This window comes from Streptomyces geranii (assembly GCF_002954775.1).
GTDB lineage: Bacteria > Actinomycetota > Actinomycetes > Streptomycetales > Streptomycetaceae > Streptomyces > Streptomyces geranii.
Map to the genome: position 1 here is coordinate 14,646 of NZ_PJME01000007.1, position 17,073 is coordinate 31,718.

Here is a 17,073-nt window from a genome sequence, read left to right on the forward strand (position 1 = left end):
ACTCAGCTCATCCGCAACGCCAGGAAAAAGTCCAGCTTGTCCTCAAGCCGCGACAGATCACGCCCCGTCAGCTGCTCGATCCGCCCCACCCGGTACCGCAGCGTGTTCACATGCAGATGCAGCCGGGTCGCGCACCGGGTCCACGAGCCGTCGCACTCCAGGAACGCCTCCAGCGTCGGGATCAGCTCGGCCCGGTGCCGCCGGTCGTAGTCGCGCAGGGGGTCAAGCAGCCGGGCCGTGAAGGCGCGGCGGACGTCGTCCGGGACGAACGGGAGCAGCAGGACGTGCGAGGCCAGCTCCTGGTGGCCCGCCGCGCACACCCGGCCGGCCCGCGCCCCGGCCACCCGGCGCGCGTGCCGGGCCTCCTCCAGCGCCCCGCGCAGCCCCTCCGCCGAGTGCACGGCCGCGCTGACGCCGATCGTGAGCCGCCCGTCGTCGTCCAGCCCCGCCGACAGCGGCTCCCGCACGGCGGCCAGCAGCTCCTCGGCGAGGATTCCCGTCTCCGAGCCGTCGTGCTCCGACGACACCGCCGGCAGCGGTACGAGTGCGACGGCCTCGTCGCCCGTATGGGCCACGGCGATCCGGTCGGAGTGCTCCGGTCCGGTCAGCAGCGGGTCGACGAGGATTTCCTCCAGCAACGCCTGCGCGACCGGGCCGCCCTCGATCTCGCCGCCCGCCCAGTCCACCCGGGCCACCACGATCTGCCAGTGCGGGGCCGCGCCGAGGCCGGGCAGCAGGACCGGCGCGGCCACCCGCAGCCGGGCCGCGATCTCGGCGGGCGCCGCGCCCGACTGCACCAGCTCAAGCACCTCCTGGGCGAGCCGCCGCCGTACCGTGCGGGCCGCATCGCGCCGGTCGCGCTCGACCGCGATCAGCTGGGTGACGCCCTGGAGGAGGTCGAGCCGCTCCGCCGGCCACTCCCCGGCGTCCGCCTCCACGGCGAGCAGCCAGTCGGCCAGCAGGGTCTCCCGCACGTCCCGCGAGCCGCCCTGCGCGGCGGCGGTCGTACGGCTGTTGCCCCGGACGGCGAAGAGGGAGTACGTCGTACCGCCCACCGTCACCCGGTGGGGGCCGCGCCTGCCGGTGCGGGCCGCCGTCAGCTGCTCGGCCGCCAGCGCCGCGCACACCTCGGGGGCCGGGGCGGGGCCCGAGACCTTCGAGCCCGCGATGAGGCGTCCGGCGGGGGAGAGGACCCAGGCGCGCAGGTCGAGGTCGGAGCCGAGCAGGTCCAGGACCACGTCGGGGCCGCCGCCCGCCGGGCCCGAGGTCATCATCCGGCGGTGCCGGTCCACGACCGCCGCCAGATCCCCGGCCCGCTCGCCCGACACCTGCCGGACGACATGCTCGGTGATCGTCGCGAACGCCACCGACTCGTGCACCGCGAACAGCGGCAGCCGGTGCCGGGCGCAGGCCGCGACCAGGTCGTCCGGCACGGCCCCCAGCTCGGCCTCACCGGCGGCCAGGGCCGCGACCCCGGCCCCCGCCACCAGTCGTACGAACGACTCGGAGTCCGCCGGTTCGCGGCGCCAGGCCAGCCCCGTGAGCACCAGTTCGCCGCCGGAGAGATAGCGGCTGGGGTCCCTGAGGTCGGTGGTCATCACCCCGCGGACGGTGCGGTCCAGCTCGTCCTCGCCGCCGAGCAGCGTCAGGCCCAGCGCGTCGGTGTCCAGCAGTGCGCGCAGCCGCATTCTCGTCGCCGCCGTTCTGTTTGCGAGCCGCGCTTTTCCGCCTGCGCGGCGCTCACTGTTTCCGGGGAAAATCAGAGAGGTTACTGATGGCCTCTGTTCATACGAATCTACAAGACGCTCCCCCTGGCCAGCCAACTCCTTCATGGTTTCCGTGACTGACCCAGGCGGAGTACGGGGCTGTGTACTGATGTAGTCCCCCGTGAACAGCACATGAACGAGCCACTGGCGCGCCCCACTGCTACGACTCACGCGACGAAGAGGAAAAGAGCCGGTCATGGACTTCCTTCGCCCCGCCAGCTGGGAGGAGGCGCTCGCCGCGAAGGCCGAGCACCCCACCGCTGTGCCGATCGCGGGCGGCACCGACGTGATGGTCGAGATCAACTTCGACCACCGTCGGCCCGAGTACCTGCTCGACCTCACCCGTATCGGAGATCTCTACGAGTGGGAGACCGGCGGCGACAGCGTCCGGCTCGGTGCCTCGGTCCCGTACACCAGGATCATGGAGAACCTGCGCGGCGAACTGCCCGGACTGGCCCTCGCCTCGCACACGGTCGCCTCCCCCCAGATCCGCAACCGGGGCGGCGTCGGCGGCAACCTCGGCACCGCGTCCCCCGCCGGCGACGCCCACCCGGCGCTCCTCGCCGCGGGCGCGGAGGTGGAGGCCGAGTCCGTACGGGGTACCCGGCTGATCCCGATCGACACGTTCTACACCGGCGTGAAGCGCAACGCGCTCGCGCCCGACGAGTTGATCCGCGCCGTGCACATCAAGAAGGCGGACGGGCCGCAGCAGTACTCGAAGGTCGGCACCCGCAACGCCATGGTCATCGCGGTCTGCGCCTTCGGCCTCGCGCTGCACCCGCAGACGAGGACCGTCCGTACGGGGATCGGCTCGGCGGCGCCCACACCCGTCCGGGCGAAGGCGGCCGAGGAGTTCCTGAACGCGGCGCTCGACGAGGGCGGCTTCTGGGACAACGGCAAGATCATCACCCCGTCGGTGGCCAAGCAGTTCGCCGATCTGTGCGCCGCCGCCTGCAACCCCATCGACGACGTCCGGGGCACCGCGAGCTACCGCCGCCACGCGGTCGGCGTGATGGCCCGCCGCACGCTGACCTGGACCTGGGAGTCGTACCGCGGCACCGCCGCCCACTCGGAGGGAGTCGCCTGATGCGCGTCAATTTCACGGTCAACGGGCGTCCGCAGGAGGCGGACGACGTGTGGGAGGGCGAGTCCCTGCTGTACGTCCTGCGCGAGCGGCTCGGCCTGCCGGGTTCGAAGAACGCGTGCGAGCAGGGCGAGTGCGGATCGTGCACCGTCCGCCTCGACGGCGTACCGGTCTGCTCGTGTCTCGTCGCGGCGGGACAGGCGGAGGGCCGCGAGGTCGTCACGGTCGAGGGGCTCGCCGAGTACGCCAAACAGCGTACGGAACACGGCGGTTGCGCAACGGACGCCTGCGGTACGTCACTTGACGCGGCCAAGCGCTGGCAGCCCAAGGGCAGTACCGACTCGCAGACCGGCGAAGGGGTCGAACTGGCCCCCATCCAGCAGGCGTTCATCGACGCGGGCGCCGTCCAGTGCGGTTTCTGCACACCCGGTCTGCTGGTCGCCGCCGACGAGATGCTGGAGCAGAACCCCAACCCGACCGACGCGGACATCCGCGAGGCGCTGTCGGGCAACCTGTGCCGCTGCACGGGCTACGAGAAGATCATGGACGCGGTCCGGCTGGCGGCGGCCCGACAGGGAGAGGCGGTCTGACATGCCCGGCAAGAGCGCTCCCCTCGGGACGCCCACCAAGGTCACCCAGGGCGCGAAGACCAAGGGCGGCATCGGCGAGTCCACGCTCCGCCCGGACGGCACCCTCAAGGTCACCGGCGAGTTCGCGTACTCCTCCGACATGTGGCACGAGGACATGCTCTGGGGCCAGATCCTGCGCTCCACGACCGCCCACGCCGAGATCGTCTCCATCGACACGGCGGAGGCCCTGGCCCTGCCCGGCGTCTACGCGGTCATGACGTACGACGACCTGCCGACCGACGTGAAGAACTACGGCCTGGAGATCCAGGACACCCCGGTCCTCGCCCATGGCAGGGTCCGCCACCACGGCGAACCGGTCGCCATCGTCGCCGCCGACCACCCGGAGACCGCGCGCCGGGCGGCGGCGAAGATCAGGGTCGAGTACCGCGACCTGCCGGTGATCACGGACGAAGCCTCGGCCACGGCCCCCGACGCGATCCTCATCCACGACAACCGCACCGACCACCACATCGGCCACGTCGACCACCCGAACATCGTCCACCGCCAGCCGATCGTCAGGGGAGATGTCGAAGCGGCCCGCGCCCGGGCCGACTTCATCGTGACCGGCGAGTACACCTTCGGCATGCAGGACCAGGCGTTCCTGGGCCCGGAGTCGGGCCTCGCGGTCCCGGCGGAGGACGGCGGCGTCGACCTCTACATCGCCACCCAGTGGCTGCACTCGGACCTGCGCCAGATCGCGCCGGTGCTGGGCCTCCCCGAGGACAAGGTCCGCATGACGCTGTCGGGCGTCGGCGGCGCCTTCGGGGGCCGCGAGGACCTGTCGATGCAGATCCACGCGTGTTTGCTGGCGTTGCGCACGGGAAAGCCCGTGAAGATCGTCTACAACCGCTTCGAGTCCTTCTTCGGTCACGTCCACCGGCACCCCGCGAAGCTCACCTACGAGCACGGGGCCACCAAGGACGGCAAGTTGACCCACCTGAAGGCCCGGATCGTCCTCGACGGCGGCGCTTACGCCTCCGCCTCCCCGGCGGTCGTCGGCAACGCGGCCTCGCTCGGCGCCGGCCCGTACGTCGTCGACGACGTCGACATCGACTGCATCGCCCTCTACACCAACAACCCGCCCTGCGGCGCGATGCGCGGCTTCGGCGCGGTCCAGGCGTGCTTCGCCTACGAGGCCCAGATGGACAAGCTCGCCGACGCGGTGGGCATGGACCGGGTCGAGTTCCGCCGCCTCAACGCGATGGAACAGGGCACCTTGCTGCCGACGGGCCAGGCCGTCGACTCCCCGGCCCCGGTCGCCGAACTCCTGCGCCGAGTCAAGGCGATGCCGCTGCCGCCGGAGCAGCAGTGGCTGACGGCGGGCGAGGCCGCGGACGTACGTCAGCTGCCGGGCGGCCTCTCCAACACCACCCACGGCGAGGGCGTGGTGCGCGGGATCGGCTACGCGGTCGGCATCAAGAACGTCGGCTTCTCGGAGGGCTTCGACGACTACTCGACAGCCCGGGTCCGCATGGAGGTTGTCGGCGGGGAACCGGTCGCCACGGTCCACACGGCGATGGCGGAGGTCGGGCAGGGCGGGGTCACCGTCCACGCCCAGATCGCCCGGACCGAGCTGGGCGTCGCCCAGGTGACGATCCATCCGGCCGACACGCAGGTGGGCTCGGCGGGTTCGACCTCGGCCTCCCGGCAGACGTACGTCACCGGTGGCGCCGTCAAGAACTCGTGCGAGCTGGTCCGGGAGAAGGTGCTGGAGGTCGGGCGCCGCAAGTTCGGCTCGTACCACCCGGCCTGGGCGACGGCCGAGCTGCTGCTGGAGGGCGGCAAGGTGGTGACCGACGCGGGCGAGGTCCTCGCCGACCTGGTCGACGTCCTGGGCGACGAGTCCGTCGAGGTCGAGGCGGAGTGGCGGCACCGGCCGACCGAACCGTTCGACCTGCGCACCGGGCAGGGCTTCGGGCACGTGCAGTACTCGTTCGCCGCGCACCGGGCGGTCGTGGAGGTGGACACGGAGCTGGGCCTGGTGAAGGTGATCGAGCTGGCGTGCGCGCAGGATGTCGGCAAGGCGCTGAATCCGCTGTCGGTGGTCGGGCAGATCCAGGGCGGTACGACGCAGGGCCTCGGCATCGCGGTGATGGAGGAGATCATCGTCGACCCGAAGACGGCGAAGGTACGGAATCCGTCCTTCACGGACTATCTGATCCCCACGATCCTAGACACCCCGACCATTCCGGTCGACGTCCTCGAACTGGCCGATGCGCACGCGCCGTACGGGTTGCGGGGCATCGGCGAGGCTCCGACCTTGTCGTCAACTCCGGCTGTGCTGGCGGCGATCCGGAACGCGACGGGTCTGGAGCTGACGAAGACGCCGGTCAGGCCAGAGCATTTGACCGGTACGGCGTAGTCGGTTCGTTGTCGGGTGCGGCGCCGTCGTGGCTGGTCGCGCAGTTCCCCGCGCCCCTAAAGACGAAAAGCACGGGGCGCAGCCCCTGCTTTTCAGGGGCGCGGGGAACTGCGCGAGAAGCCCCACCGGACCCGCACCCGACAACGAACCCCACAAGCCCCCACCCCCCGCCTCGGGCCGTCCCCCGGGTCATGCACCTTCCCAACCCCCTATGAACCTTGGGAGACCGCACCATGACCCAACAGTCCGTACAACCCAGGCCCACCGACGCACCCCCAGGCACCAATTCCAGCCATTCCCCACTCGACCGCTACTTCCACATCACCCCGCGCCACTCCACCCTCGCCCGAGAGATCCGCGGCGGCGTCACCACCTTCATGGCGATGGCGTACATCCTCCTCCTCAACCCCCTGATCCTCTCGGGCAAGGACGCCGCCGGAAACACCCTCGGCCAGCAGGCCCTCATCACCGCGACCGCCTTCGCCGCAGCGGTCACCACCCTCCTCATGGGCTTCGTCGGCAAGGTCCCCCTCGCCCTGGCCGCCGGCCTCTCCGTCTCCGGTGTGCTGGCCTCGCAGGTGGTGCCGGTCATGACCTGGCCGCAGGCGATGGGCATGTGCGTGCTGTACGGCGTGGTCATCATGCTGCTGGTCGTCACAGGGCTGCGCGAGATGATCATGAACGCGATCCCGCTGGCGCTGAAGCACGCGATCACCATGGGCATCGGTCTGTTCGTCGCGCTGATCGGCCTGGTGAAGGCCGGCTTCGTCCACCAGGGCAGGGCAACTCCCCTCTCCCTGGGCCCGAACGGCGAACTCACGGGCTGGCCCGTGCTGTTGTTCGCCGCGACCCTCCTGCTCATCTTCATGCTCCAGGCGCGAGGTGTCCCCGGCGCGATCCTTGTCGGCATCGTCGGCGGGACCGTCGTCGCCGTCGTGCTGAACGCGGTCGGCGTGGTCGACCCGAAGCAATGGGCGAGCGGCGCACCGGAGTTGCACGGCAGCGCGGTGTCGATGCCGGACTTCTCGCTCTTCGGGGACGTCGAGTTCGGCGGCTGGGGCGAGGTCGGCGCGATGACGGTCGGCATGATCGTGTTCACCCTCGTCCTCGCCGGGTTCTTCGACGCGATGGCGACGATCATCGGTGTCGGCACGGAGGCCGGACTCGCCGACGCCAAGGGCCGGATGCCCGGCCTGTCCAAGGCGCTGTTCATCGACGGCGCGGGCGGGGCCATCGGCGGCGTCGCGGGCGCGTCGGGCCAGACGGTGTTCGTGGAGTCGGCGACGGGTGTCGGGGAGGGCGCCCGTACGGGACTGTCCTCCGTGGTCACCGGCCTGTTCTTCGCGGCCTGCCTCTTCTTCACCCCGCTGACGGCGATCGTGCCCGGGGAGGTCGCGGCGGCGGCCTTGGTGGTGATCGGCGCGATGATGATGTCGAACGCCCGGCACGTCGACTGGGCGGACCGCGCCACGGCCGTCCCCGTCTTCCTGACCGTCGTGATCATGCCGTTCACGTACTCGATCACGGCAGGTGTGGCGGCCGGAGTGATCTCGTACGTCGCCATCAAGGCCGCTCAGGGCCGGGCGCGCGAGATCGGCGCCTTCATGTGGGCCCTGACAGGCATCTTCCTCGTCTATTTCGCCCTCAGTCCTATCGAGAGCTGGCTCGGCGTCCATTAGCCGGGCCCGCAGGCCGTTCCGCGCAACCGTTGTTAAGGAGACCGAGAGATGCTGGACATCGCCGAAGAACTGCACCGGTGGGTCGAGCAGGGACGCGACTTCGCCGTGGCCACCGTGGTGGCCGTGGGCGGCAGCGCGCCCCGCCAGCCGGGCGCCGCCCTCGCGGTGGACACCGACGGCACGGCGATCGGCTCGGTCTCCGGCGGCTGTGTGGAGGGCGCGGTGTACGAGCTGTGCCAACAGGCCCTGGCGGACGGCGAGTCGGTCGTCGAACGGTTCGGCTACAGCGACGCGGACGCGTTCGCGGTGGGCCTGACCTGCGGCGGCGTCATCGACATCCTGGTGACGCCGGTACGGGCGTCGGATCCCGTGCGTGAGGTGATCGCGTCGGCGCTGGGCGCCGCGGCTCGTGGTGAGGCGGCGGCCGTGGCCCGGATCGTCTCCGGTCCGGCCGAGCTGGTGGGCCGCGCGCTGCTCGTCGGCCCGGCGGGCTCGTACGACGCGCCGTACGGCTCGCGCGGTGCGTCGTACGAGGGCGGCTTCGGCGCCCACCCCGAGCTGGACCGCACGGTGGCGGCCGAGGCACGCGCCTACCTGGACGCGGGCCGCACCGGCACCCTGGAGATCGGAGAGCAGGGCTCTCGCTGTGGAGCACCGCTCACGGTTCTGGTCGAGTCGTCGGTGCCGCCGCCCCGCATGATCGTGTTCGGCGCGATCGACTTCGCGTCGGCGCTGGTCCGCATCGGAAAGTTCCTCGGCTACCACGTGACGGTGTGCGACGCCCGCCCGGTCTTCGCCACGCAGGCCCGCTTCCCCGAGGCCGACGAGATCGTCGTCGAGTGGCCGCACCGCTATCTGGAGCGGACGGCGGTGGACGCCCGCACCGTCCTGTGCGTCCTCACCCACGACGCCAAGTTCGACGTACCCCTGCTCCGGCTCGCCCTGCGCCTGCCGGTGGCGTACGTCGGCGCGATGGGCTCCCGCCGGACCCACCTGGACCGGAACGAGAGGCTGCGCGAAGTCGGCGTCACCGAGCTGGAGTTGGCGCGGCTCAGGTCCCCGATCGGGCTCGACCTGGGCGCCCGTACGCCCGAGGAGACGGCGTTGTCCATCGCGTCGGAGATCGTCGCCAACAGGCGTGGCGGCAGCGGGGTTTCGCTGACCGGGGCGCACACGCCGATCCACCACGACGGGACGTCTGCGACGGTGGGGCGGATCGGGTCGGTGGCATGAGGTCAGGCGCTTAGTCGTTCAGTCGCCCAGCGCCTGGTCGCTCAGAGGCTCAGTCCGACTTCGGCTCCGAATAGGCGAGTTGGACGCCCTGGGTGGACTTGCGAGTCACCAGGGTGCCGCGTCCGGGTGGCTGGTGGCTCGGTTTGACGGAGCCCAGGAGGAAGCCCTCGGTGGGGTCGCCGGAGAGCAGGAGCCCCTGCGCGCCCAGTTCCCGCAACCGTGTCACGAAGGGTTCGAACTGGGCCCTCGACGCCCCGCCCGAGTTGCGCGCCAGCACGATGTGCAGGCCCAGGTCGCGTGCGAACGGCAGGTAGTCCATGAGCGGGGCGAGGGGGTTGCCGCTGCTGGAGGAGACCAGGTCGTAGTCGTCGACCAGCAGGTACACGTCCTTGCCCTGGTACCAGCTGCGGGCGCGCAGTTGCTCGGCGGTCACGTCGGGACCGGGCATCCTGGCCTCCAGGACGGTGGCCAGCTCCTTCACGACCTCGGCGACCCGCGGCCCCGCCGGACAGTAGGCCAGCAGGTGTTCGTCGGGCACCTCCCCGAGTTGCGAGCGCCGGTAGTCGACCAGGAGGAGTTGCGCCTCGTCGGACGGGACCCGGGCGCAGAGCTGACGCACCAGCAGTCGTAGGAACGAACTCTTGCCCGACTCGGGCTCGCCGTAGACGAGGAAGAAGGGGTCGTTGGAGAGGTTCAGGGAGACTGGGGCGAGGCTGGTGTCGTCGATGCCGATGGGGAGGGCGGGGGCGGGGGCATCGATGGGGGTGGGTAGTTCTTCCAGGGGGATCAGGGTGGGGAGGGTGCGGACCGGGGGAGCGTCGGGCCCCGACCAGTTGTTCCGCACGTTCGCGACCTGCCGGGCTGTCGCTTCGGTGGCTGACTCGCCCTCGTCCTTCCAGCCCGGCAGGGCTGTGAGAAAGTGCAGCTTGTCATGGGACAGGCCACGGCCCGGGACTCCCACGGGGACGTTCACCGCCTGCCGCCGGTCGATTTCGGACTCCATCGGGTCGTCGAGTCGCAGTTCGACCTTGCTCAGTAGATGATCACGCATCGACAGGCGGATCTCCGAGTAGCGGACGGCACTGATCACCAGATGAACGCCGTAGTGCAGACCTCGGGCGGCGATGTCAGCGACGACCGGTTCGAGTGCCTCGTAGACCGCTCGCACGGTCGCCCAGCCGTCGATGACGAGGAAAACGTCGCCCCAGGGCTGGTCGGGCCACTCGCCCTGGGCTCGGCGCCGGCGGTACACGTCCATGGATTCGATGTCGTTGGTGCGGAAGAAGGTTTCGCGCTCGGCGAGAATCCTTGCCACATCGGCGACCGTACGCCGGACCCGGTCTGCTTCCAGCCGAGAGGCGACGCCACCGACATGGGGCAGTCCGGCCAACGGAGCCAGACGTCCGCCGCTGAAGTCGAGGCAGTAGAACTGCACGTCGACGGGGGTGTGCGTGAGGGCGAGCGAGACGATGAGTGTGGCCACCGCGGTCGACTTGCCGGACTGTGGCCTGCCGACGACGAGAACGTGTCCCTCGTCCCCGGAGAGATCCAGCATGAGCACACTGCTGGTCTGGAGGAACGGCTCGTCGACCATCGCGAAGGGTAGCCCCTCCAGACTGTGGAACGAGGCCCGTGGTACCCGTACGCGGGACAGCAGCTGTTCCGCCGAGAACGACCTGCCCAGCGGCGGCAGCCAGACCTGACGTACGTCCGGTTCCGTACCCCACAACTGGCCGACGACGACGTCCAGCAGCGATGCGGGGCCTTCGGTTCCGTCTGCGTCCGGCAGCGGGGCGGACACGTATGAGGCCTTGAAACGGATCAGTGCGTCCATCGTGTCGGCCTTGAGGAACCCGGCGCCCGGGTCCGGCGGCAGATGGTAGGCGTCGGGGTAGCCGAGTACCGCACGGGACTCCGAGGCCGAGAAGGTACGCAGGCCGATGCGGTACGACAGGTAGGTCTCCAACCCGCGCAGCTTGCCCTCCTCCAAGCGCTGCGAGGCCAGCATCATGTGGACGCCCAGGGCTCGGCCCACGCGGCCGATGTGGACGAGCAGCTCGATGAAGTCCGGATGTTCGGCGAGGAGTTGGGAGAACTCGTCGATCACCAGCAACAGCGTCGGCAGGGGTTCGAGGTCATCCCGTGAAGCGCGGACCTTCGTGTACTCGTGGATGCTCTGCAGACTGCCTGCCCGCAACAGCTCCTGACGCCGGTGCAGTTCGCCCCTGATCGTCTCGCCCAGCCGCCCCACGAGCAGCGGATCCCCCTCAAGACCCGTGACGATCCCGGCGACATGCGGCAGCTCCGCGAGCGGCGCGAACGTCGCGCCGCTCTTGAAGTCGGCCAGCAGGAACGCCACCTCCTCCGCCGAGTGCCGCACAGCCAGCCCCAGCACGATCGACCGCAGCAGCTCGGACTTGCCCGAGCCGGTCGCGCCCACGCACAGGCCGTGCGGGCCCATCCCGTGGTGGGCGCCGTCCTTGAGGTCGAGGAACACCGGCTGGCCGTCCTCGCCGAGCCCGATCGGCACCCTCAGCCGGTCCTCGGGGGTCGGCCGGGCGCGCAGGGCGGGGAGATTCGGCGAAGCCGGGTCCTCCACGCCCAACAGGCCGGTGATGACCGTCCCTTGGCGGCCGGCGGGGTACTTGACGGGCGCACCGGTGTCCTCCCGGGTCCGCAGCGCCGCCCACCCCGCCCGTACCGACTCCGCCGTCCCCGTCAGCGACTCCAGCGCCGCCACCGGGCCCGCGCCGCCGTCGTCGAAGCGCGGCACCGCTACCCGGAACCGCCGGCGCCGGGTCAGGGCCCAGCCGACCGCGACCCCCGACGCGAGCGCGGGGTCGAAGAAGGACTCCTCCGGGTCGTCCAGGGCGAGTTCGAGCCGGGTGCCGAGCAGCCCGCGCAGGTCCGTGGTGAAGTCGCTCCAGCGGCGGGCCGTGACCAGTAGATGGACGCCGTAGTTCAGGCCCGTGTTGGCCAGTTTCTGGACCGTGTCCGCGAACTCCGGGTGCTCATAGGTGAAGTCGAGCCAGCCGTCCACGACGAGGAAGACGTCGCTCGCCGCCCCCGACTCGATCCGGTCCGTCGTGCGCAGTGCGCGGAACGCCTCGATGGAGTCGATGTCGAGGTCCCGGAACAGGGTGCGCCGGGTGGAGATCACGGCCTTGACCGCCGTCAACGCGCCGTCGACCGCGCTGTGTTCGTGCGGTGCCGCGAACGTCCGTACGTGCGGCAGGGAGCGCAGCACCCCGAGCCGGTTGACCGCGCCCTCCAGCAGATAGAACTCCGCCTCGTGCGGGGTGTGGGTGAGGGCCAGCGACATGATCATGGAGCGCAGGAGAGTCGTCTTGCCGCTGCCCAACTTGCCGACGACCGCCGCGTTTCCGTCCCGGCTGGAGAAGTCGACGCACAGCGGATCGCCCCCGGTGCTGTTCTCCAGCCGCCCGACGGGCACGAGCAGCCGGGCCGAGCCCTCCCACGCGTCGCAGATGAAGCCCCGGTCGACGGTCTCCACGGGCGGCGGCAGGAGGGAGCCGAGCGTGAGTTCCTCCGCCATCGCGGCCCGGGCGGCGGGACCGGCGGACGCGTCGATCCAGGGCGCGTAGGCGAGGGCCACGTTTCCCTCGCACTGGCCCGACTTGGTGGGCGTCTGGTCGGGCCCCGCCTGGTTGATCACCGTGTCGTGGACGTACGTGTACAGCTCCTCCGGGGTGATCACCCCGTCCCGGTTCTGGTCGGCGAGGCCGGTGCTCAGGCCCTCGATCACGGCCGCCGTGAAGCGTGGGGCCGTCAGACCGTTGTCGAGGGTCAAGTGGTCGCCCTCGTAGGCGTATTCGAGGGCGGTCGACGCCGTGATGACGAACGTGCCGCGCCCGGCGAGTGCCGCCTCGACGTCCACGGGAGCGGGCGACATGGGGGAGCCCCGGTGGAAGAGACCGCTGTAACAGCAGTCCAGCAGCACGATCTTGGTGCGGGCCTCGCACTCGTCGAGGAGCTGGTGCAGGAACGCGGCCGGCACCGCGGTGGTGTGCGGACGCTTCAACTGCGTACCGAGCGTGGCGAAGAACAGCCGGTCGGAGTCGTTGCGGATGCCGTGGCAGGCGAAGTAGAGCAGGACGAGATCGTCGGGGTCGCGGTCGCTGAGGATGTCCTCGACCGCGGACTCGATCTCCTCCTTGGGCCGGTTGGCCAGTTCGCGGACGAAGTCGAAGCGGCCGATCGCCGGATCGCGCAGCAGTTCCTTCAGTTCGGCGGCGCCCCGGGCGGGCGCCCGGAGCCGGTTGAGCCCGGGATCCTGGTAGCCGTCAGTCGCGACGAGCAGTGCGATCCGGCGTCCCGCCATCGCCAACTCCCGGATCGCTGGTGGTGTTCGGGCCGAGGGCTGGGGTCGTGCCCGGATCGGTCGCGCTGCCCGACTGTCCGGCCGCGGCCGTCCCCGCGCCGATCCGCGCGGTCACCGCGTCGACCAACGCCTGCTGGTCCTTGGCGGACAGCGCGGCGAACGACCCCTTCTGGCCGTCGATCTCCCACTCCACCGACCGTGCCTTCGAGCGCTGCAGGAAGGCGACGACGACATTGCTCACGGCCTTCAGCGCGGCGGCCGAGAAGGCGCCGCTGACCACCAGCACCGCGAGGTCGTGCCCCACGCCGGCCATCGAATCGGCGGGCACGGCCACCGTCTTGCGCTCGACCCGGAGGAGCCCGAGGGTCCGCAGATCGCCGTACAGACTGCGGACCTGACGGTCCGTCTGCTCCGCGGTGGCCTCCGGACCCGACTCGATCCGAAGCTCCAGCCGCACACTTTCCTCGGACAAGCTCTTTCCTTCCCCCGACAGGCCGACCGGTCGACCGTACCGCCGGCACGACACACGACCTCGATCGTAACGTCCGTCACGCCGTCCTCAGCAGCTTGTTCACCGCCCGCCCGAACACATACCGGGAAGCCGACTCCAGCGGCCGGTCGAACGCCGACGGCAGCGGTCGTACGCGCAACTCCTCACGCCAGACCACCCGTGAGCGCCCGCCGGGGCCCGGGCGGACCTCGATCTCCGCCCAGCCCAGGACGACCCGGCCGCGTTTCTCCAGTCGGCACAGGCCCGGGGTGTCGTCCGTCGGGGGCTGCCAGACGGTGACCTCCATGCGGTCGTCGAAGGCGAGGGGGCCGATGCCGGAGCGGGCCACGAAGACCGTGCCCTCGCCGTTCGGCGGCGGCGTGAGGACCGTGACGCGGGTCAGGGGGACCACGGAGGCATGGCGGGGCCACTCCGTGAGCCGGCGCCAGGCCTCGTCGAGGGGGAGCGGCACCGTGCGTTCGAGGAGGAAGTTGACCACGGCACGATCGTAGGGAACCCGGCGGCCCGCACGGCACGTTCCGGGGCCCTGTGACCCCGGTTCACAGGTGACTCACACAGATGGCCCAGTCGCGCATTCACGAGGTGACGTACGAAGGACAGCGGCGGTCAATTCCTGTCGCGGTGGGGGACGGTGAGCGGTGACGCACTAGCATTTGCCGCAGGGGCGGATAATCCGCCCACGCTCACGGGGAGTTGTTCGTCATGCCGCTGAAGTCCTACGGCGTCCTGATCGCACGGGCTGTCGACGCCCGGCGCGAAGGCTCCGCCAACACCCCGCACTACCAGATCGAGTTGACCGACGATCAGGGCACGCACTACCGCGCCTCCGTCAACGTGAAGTCGCAGGAACGCCCGAACGAACTGCTCTACCTGGTCGACGACGACCTCCGGCACCCCGTCACCGCCCGCCTCGCGGGCCTGGCGAGCGGCTGGAACACCCTCCCGTCCGGGCCCGGCGGCCCCAACCTCGACTTCGTCCGGGGCAATCTCTTCGACCCGGCGAGGATGCGTGTCCTGCCACCGGACGTGGCAGGCCCCGACAACGACCTCGCCGACCTCCTCGACCACTACGTACGACGCGCGATCGAGGACCCGGCCGCCCGCCTGTACGTCTTCGGCGAGCGCTGGGGTCCCGAGACCGACGTCCGCGACAAGATCTTCGGTTTCCTGCCCGGCAACGGCGTCCACGACATCCATATGAACCAGGGCAACAGCCGCCGCTTCCAGGGCGACGACGGGGTCTGGCAGGACGGCGGGCTGCTCATCCGCTTCCCGGGGCAGGAGCCCGGCCAGGAGCGGTGGGTCGCCGTCTTCCTCGCCTTCCAGAGCCAGAAGTGGCACACCGACGACAGCACCGGCCACGCCCTCACCGGCACCGCCCCGGACCCCGGTACGGGCACCGGAGGCGGCCGTCCCGCACCGGGCGCCCAGCCCGTCCGGATCGTCGGCGCCCTGGTCAACCCGCGCGGCCCCGCCCCCGAGGCCGAGACGGTCACCGTCCTCAACGCCTCGCCCGACCCCGTCGACCTCACCGGCTGGCGCCTCCTCGACCGGCTCGGCCACGGCAGCCCAGTCCCACCGGGACCGCTCACCGCAGGCGCCACCCTCACCGTCCGGCTCACCGGCGGCGCCCAACTCGGCAACCACGGCGGCGAGATCACCCTGCTCGACGCGGCCGGCCTCAAGGTCCACGGCGTCTCGTACACCGCCGAGGACGCCGGGCGCGAGGGCTGGACGGTGGTGTTCTGAGCAGGTTCCGAGCGCGGATCGACAGGGCACGGCAGCCGACGCGGTTGTGCCCTGAAGGCCGCTTCCGCCTCCACGCGGGGTACGGCACCATGGGCGCGACCTCGTGACCCGTGATCCGTGACTCATGACCCGTACTCCGGCCGGAGGGCGCCGCGTGGACAGTCAGCCGCACGACACACTCGCCCAACCCCACGACGACCAACCGCACAGCGACCAACCGCACGACGACCCACTTCATGACGACCCGCCTCAAGACGCCTCGCTCGACCAACCGCACGCCGGACTCGACGAGTTGCAGCGCGACCCCTACCCGCACTACACCCGAGCCCGCGACGCCGACGGGCTGACCTTCGTCCCCGAACTCGACGCCTGGCTGGTCGCCCGGGACGCCGACGTCCGCGAAGTGCTGCGTCGCGCCGAGGACTTCTCGTCCGCAGGTTCCCTGCGCCCGGACGTCATGCCGTCGCCCGCCGCACTGGCGGTACTGGGCGGCGGCTTCGGCGGCCGGCCCGTGGTCGTCGGCGCGGACGGAACCCACCACCAGGAACTGCGCGCCCCGATCGTCCGGGGCCTCTCACCCGCCCGGGTCGCCACAGCCGTGCCGTACGCCGCCGAGCGCGCCGCCGCCTTGGTCGACGAGTTCATGAACGGCCAACCCAAGGGCGGCCAAGTCGAGTTGATGTCCGCGTACGCCCGACGCCTCCCCGGAGACGTCATCGGCCGCATCGTCGGACTCGACCCCGCCGACATCCCGGCCGTCGTCCACGGCGGCTACCGGGCCGAGGAACTCCTCTTCCGCCCCCTGCCGGAGGACGAGCAGATCATCGTCGCCCAGGACGTGGTCGAGACCCAGCGCATCCTCGACCGGTACGCCCGCGCCCGGCACGCCGAACCCCGCGAGGACCTCTGCACGGAGATCGTCGCGTCCGTCGCCCAGGAGGGAGACGGAGACGCCGAACTCACCCTCGACCAACGCCACGAGGCCGCCTCCCACCTCCAGAACCTCCTGATCGCCGGCCACCTCACCACCACCGCGCTCATCGGCACGACGGTCCTCCACCTCCTCCGCCACCGCGACCAGTGGGAGCTGCTCTGCGCGGAACCGGACCGGATCCCGGCCGCCGTCGAGGAGGCCGCCCGGTACGACACCGCCGTCCAGGGATTCCGCCGGGTCACCACCCGCCCGGTCACCCTCGCGGGCACCGAACTCCCGGCCGGGGCAACCCTGTTCGTCGCCTTCGGCGCCGCCAACCGGGACGGCGTCCGCTACCCGGGCCCGGACGAGTTCGACATCACCCGCGCCCCGACCCGCCACCTCGCCTTCGGCTTCGGCGCCCACGCCTGCCCGGGCTCCCAACTCGCCCGCGAACAACTCCGCCTAACCCTCCGGGAGTTGACCGGCCGCCTGCCGACCCTGCGACTGTCCGAGGACCATCCGGTCACCATGCGCCCGACGATGATCCACCGCTCCCCGCAGAGCCTCCACCTGACCTGGTGACGGACCCGGTCGCACACCCGGTCGCGAACCGGGTGACCGACGCACGGGTCAGGTTCTGGCATCGAGAAGGGGGGAAGCGCTTCCTGACGAAATAGGTGACCCACGCCGCCGCCACCGGCCTGCGCGCCTGCGGACGCCCCAAGTCACCACGCACCGACTGGCCGGCCGCCGTACGCCACACGGACTAGTCCGACCGGCCCCGCGCCACCGAAGTGACGTA

At 71.0% G+C, this 17,073-nt stretch carries 11 protein-coding genes; 7 read left to right on the top strand and 4 right to left on the bottom strand.

Translation table 11 applies throughout. The features are described from left to right. Window positions 1-2: 2 nt before the first annotated feature. Window positions 3-1,688 carry a PucR family transcriptional regulator gene (locus tag CW359_RS12410; RefSeq protein ID WP_105969953.1) on the bottom strand — a complete coding sequence of 562 codons (1,686 nt, stop codon included), beginning with the start codon at window positions 1,686-1,688 and terminating at the stop codon, window positions 3-5. A gap of 274 nt (window positions 1,689-1,962) precedes the next feature. On the opposite strand from CW359_RS12410, the gene CW359_RS12415 reads away from it, so the two are divergent. The 5 genes from CW359_RS12415 to CW359_RS12435 all read left to right on the top strand — a co-directional run bounded on the left by CW359_RS12415 (window position 1,963) and on the right by CW359_RS12435 (window position 8,753). Beyond that, window positions 1,963-2,853, top strand: a complete 891-nt coding sequence (locus CW359_RS12415) for an FAD binding domain-containing protein (protein ID WP_105969954.1) — start codon at window positions 1,963-1,965, stop codon at window positions 2,851-2,853. Continuing rightward, window positions 2,853-3,440: a (2Fe-2S)-binding protein gene (locus tag CW359_RS12420; RefSeq protein ID WP_105969955.1), complete on the top strand. Its 588-nt coding sequence runs from the start codon at window positions 2,853-2,855 to the stop codon at window positions 3,438-3,440. Before CW359_RS12415 ends, CW359_RS12420 begins: the two co-directional genes overlap by 1 nt. 1 nt (window position 3,441) lies before the next feature. Then, complete coding sequence (locus CW359_RS12425; protein ID WP_105969956.1) at window positions 3,442-5,841, top strand: xanthine dehydrogenase family protein molybdopterin-binding subunit; 2,400 nt, start codon at window positions 3,442-3,444, stop codon at window positions 5,839-5,841. 233 nt (window positions 5,842-6,074) lie between these two features. Beyond that, entirely contained in the window at window positions 6,075-7,520 is a 1,446-nt protein-coding gene (locus CW359_RS12430; RefSeq protein WP_105969957.1) for an NCS2 family permease, read from the top strand. Window positions 7,521-7,568: 48 nt separating this feature from the next. Beyond that, window positions 7,569-8,753, top strand: coding sequence for an XdhC family protein (locus tag CW359_RS12435; RefSeq protein WP_105969958.1), 1,185 nt, complete (start codon window positions 7,569-7,571; stop codon window positions 8,751-8,753). 49 nt (window positions 8,754-8,802) lie between these two features. On the opposite strand, the gene eccCb is transcribed toward CW359_RS12435, so the two are convergent. The 3 genes from eccCb to CW359_RS12450 form a co-directional block, all read right to left on the bottom strand. Beyond that, entirely contained in the window at window positions 8,803-13,095 is a 4,293-nt protein-coding gene (gene eccCb, locus CW359_RS12440; RefSeq protein WP_105969959.1) for a type VII secretion protein EccCb, read from the bottom strand. Next, window positions 13,058-13,567 (bottom strand): hypothetical protein, encoded by a 510-nt coding sequence (locus CW359_RS12445; RefSeq protein WP_105969960.1) that lies wholly within the window; start codon window positions 13,565-13,567, stop codon window positions 13,058-13,060. The genes eccCb and CW359_RS12445 overlap by 38 nt, the downstream gene beginning before the upstream one ends. A 76-nt stretch (window positions 13,568-13,643) precedes the next feature. After that, window positions 13,644-14,084 (bottom strand): SRPBCC family protein, encoded by a 441-nt coding sequence (locus CW359_RS12450; RefSeq protein WP_105969961.1) that lies wholly within the window; start codon window positions 14,082-14,084, stop codon window positions 13,644-13,646. A 224-nt stretch (window positions 14,085-14,308) separates the two neighbouring features. Here CW359_RS12450 and CW359_RS12455 point away from each other — a divergent pair, with 224 nt between their 5' ends. Both CW359_RS12455 and CW359_RS12460 read left to right on the top strand, forming a co-directional pair. Next, window positions 14,309-15,355 (top strand): DUF2278 family protein, encoded by a 1,047-nt coding sequence (locus CW359_RS12455; protein WP_105969962.1) that lies wholly within the window; start codon window positions 14,309-14,311, stop codon window positions 15,353-15,355. Between the two features lie 292 nt (window positions 15,356-15,647). After that, window positions 15,648-16,853 (top strand): cytochrome P450, encoded by a 1,206-nt coding sequence (locus CW359_RS12460; protein WP_232838384.1) that lies wholly within the window; start codon window positions 15,648-15,650, stop codon window positions 16,851-16,853. Window positions 16,854-17,073 lie beyond the last annotated feature (220 nt).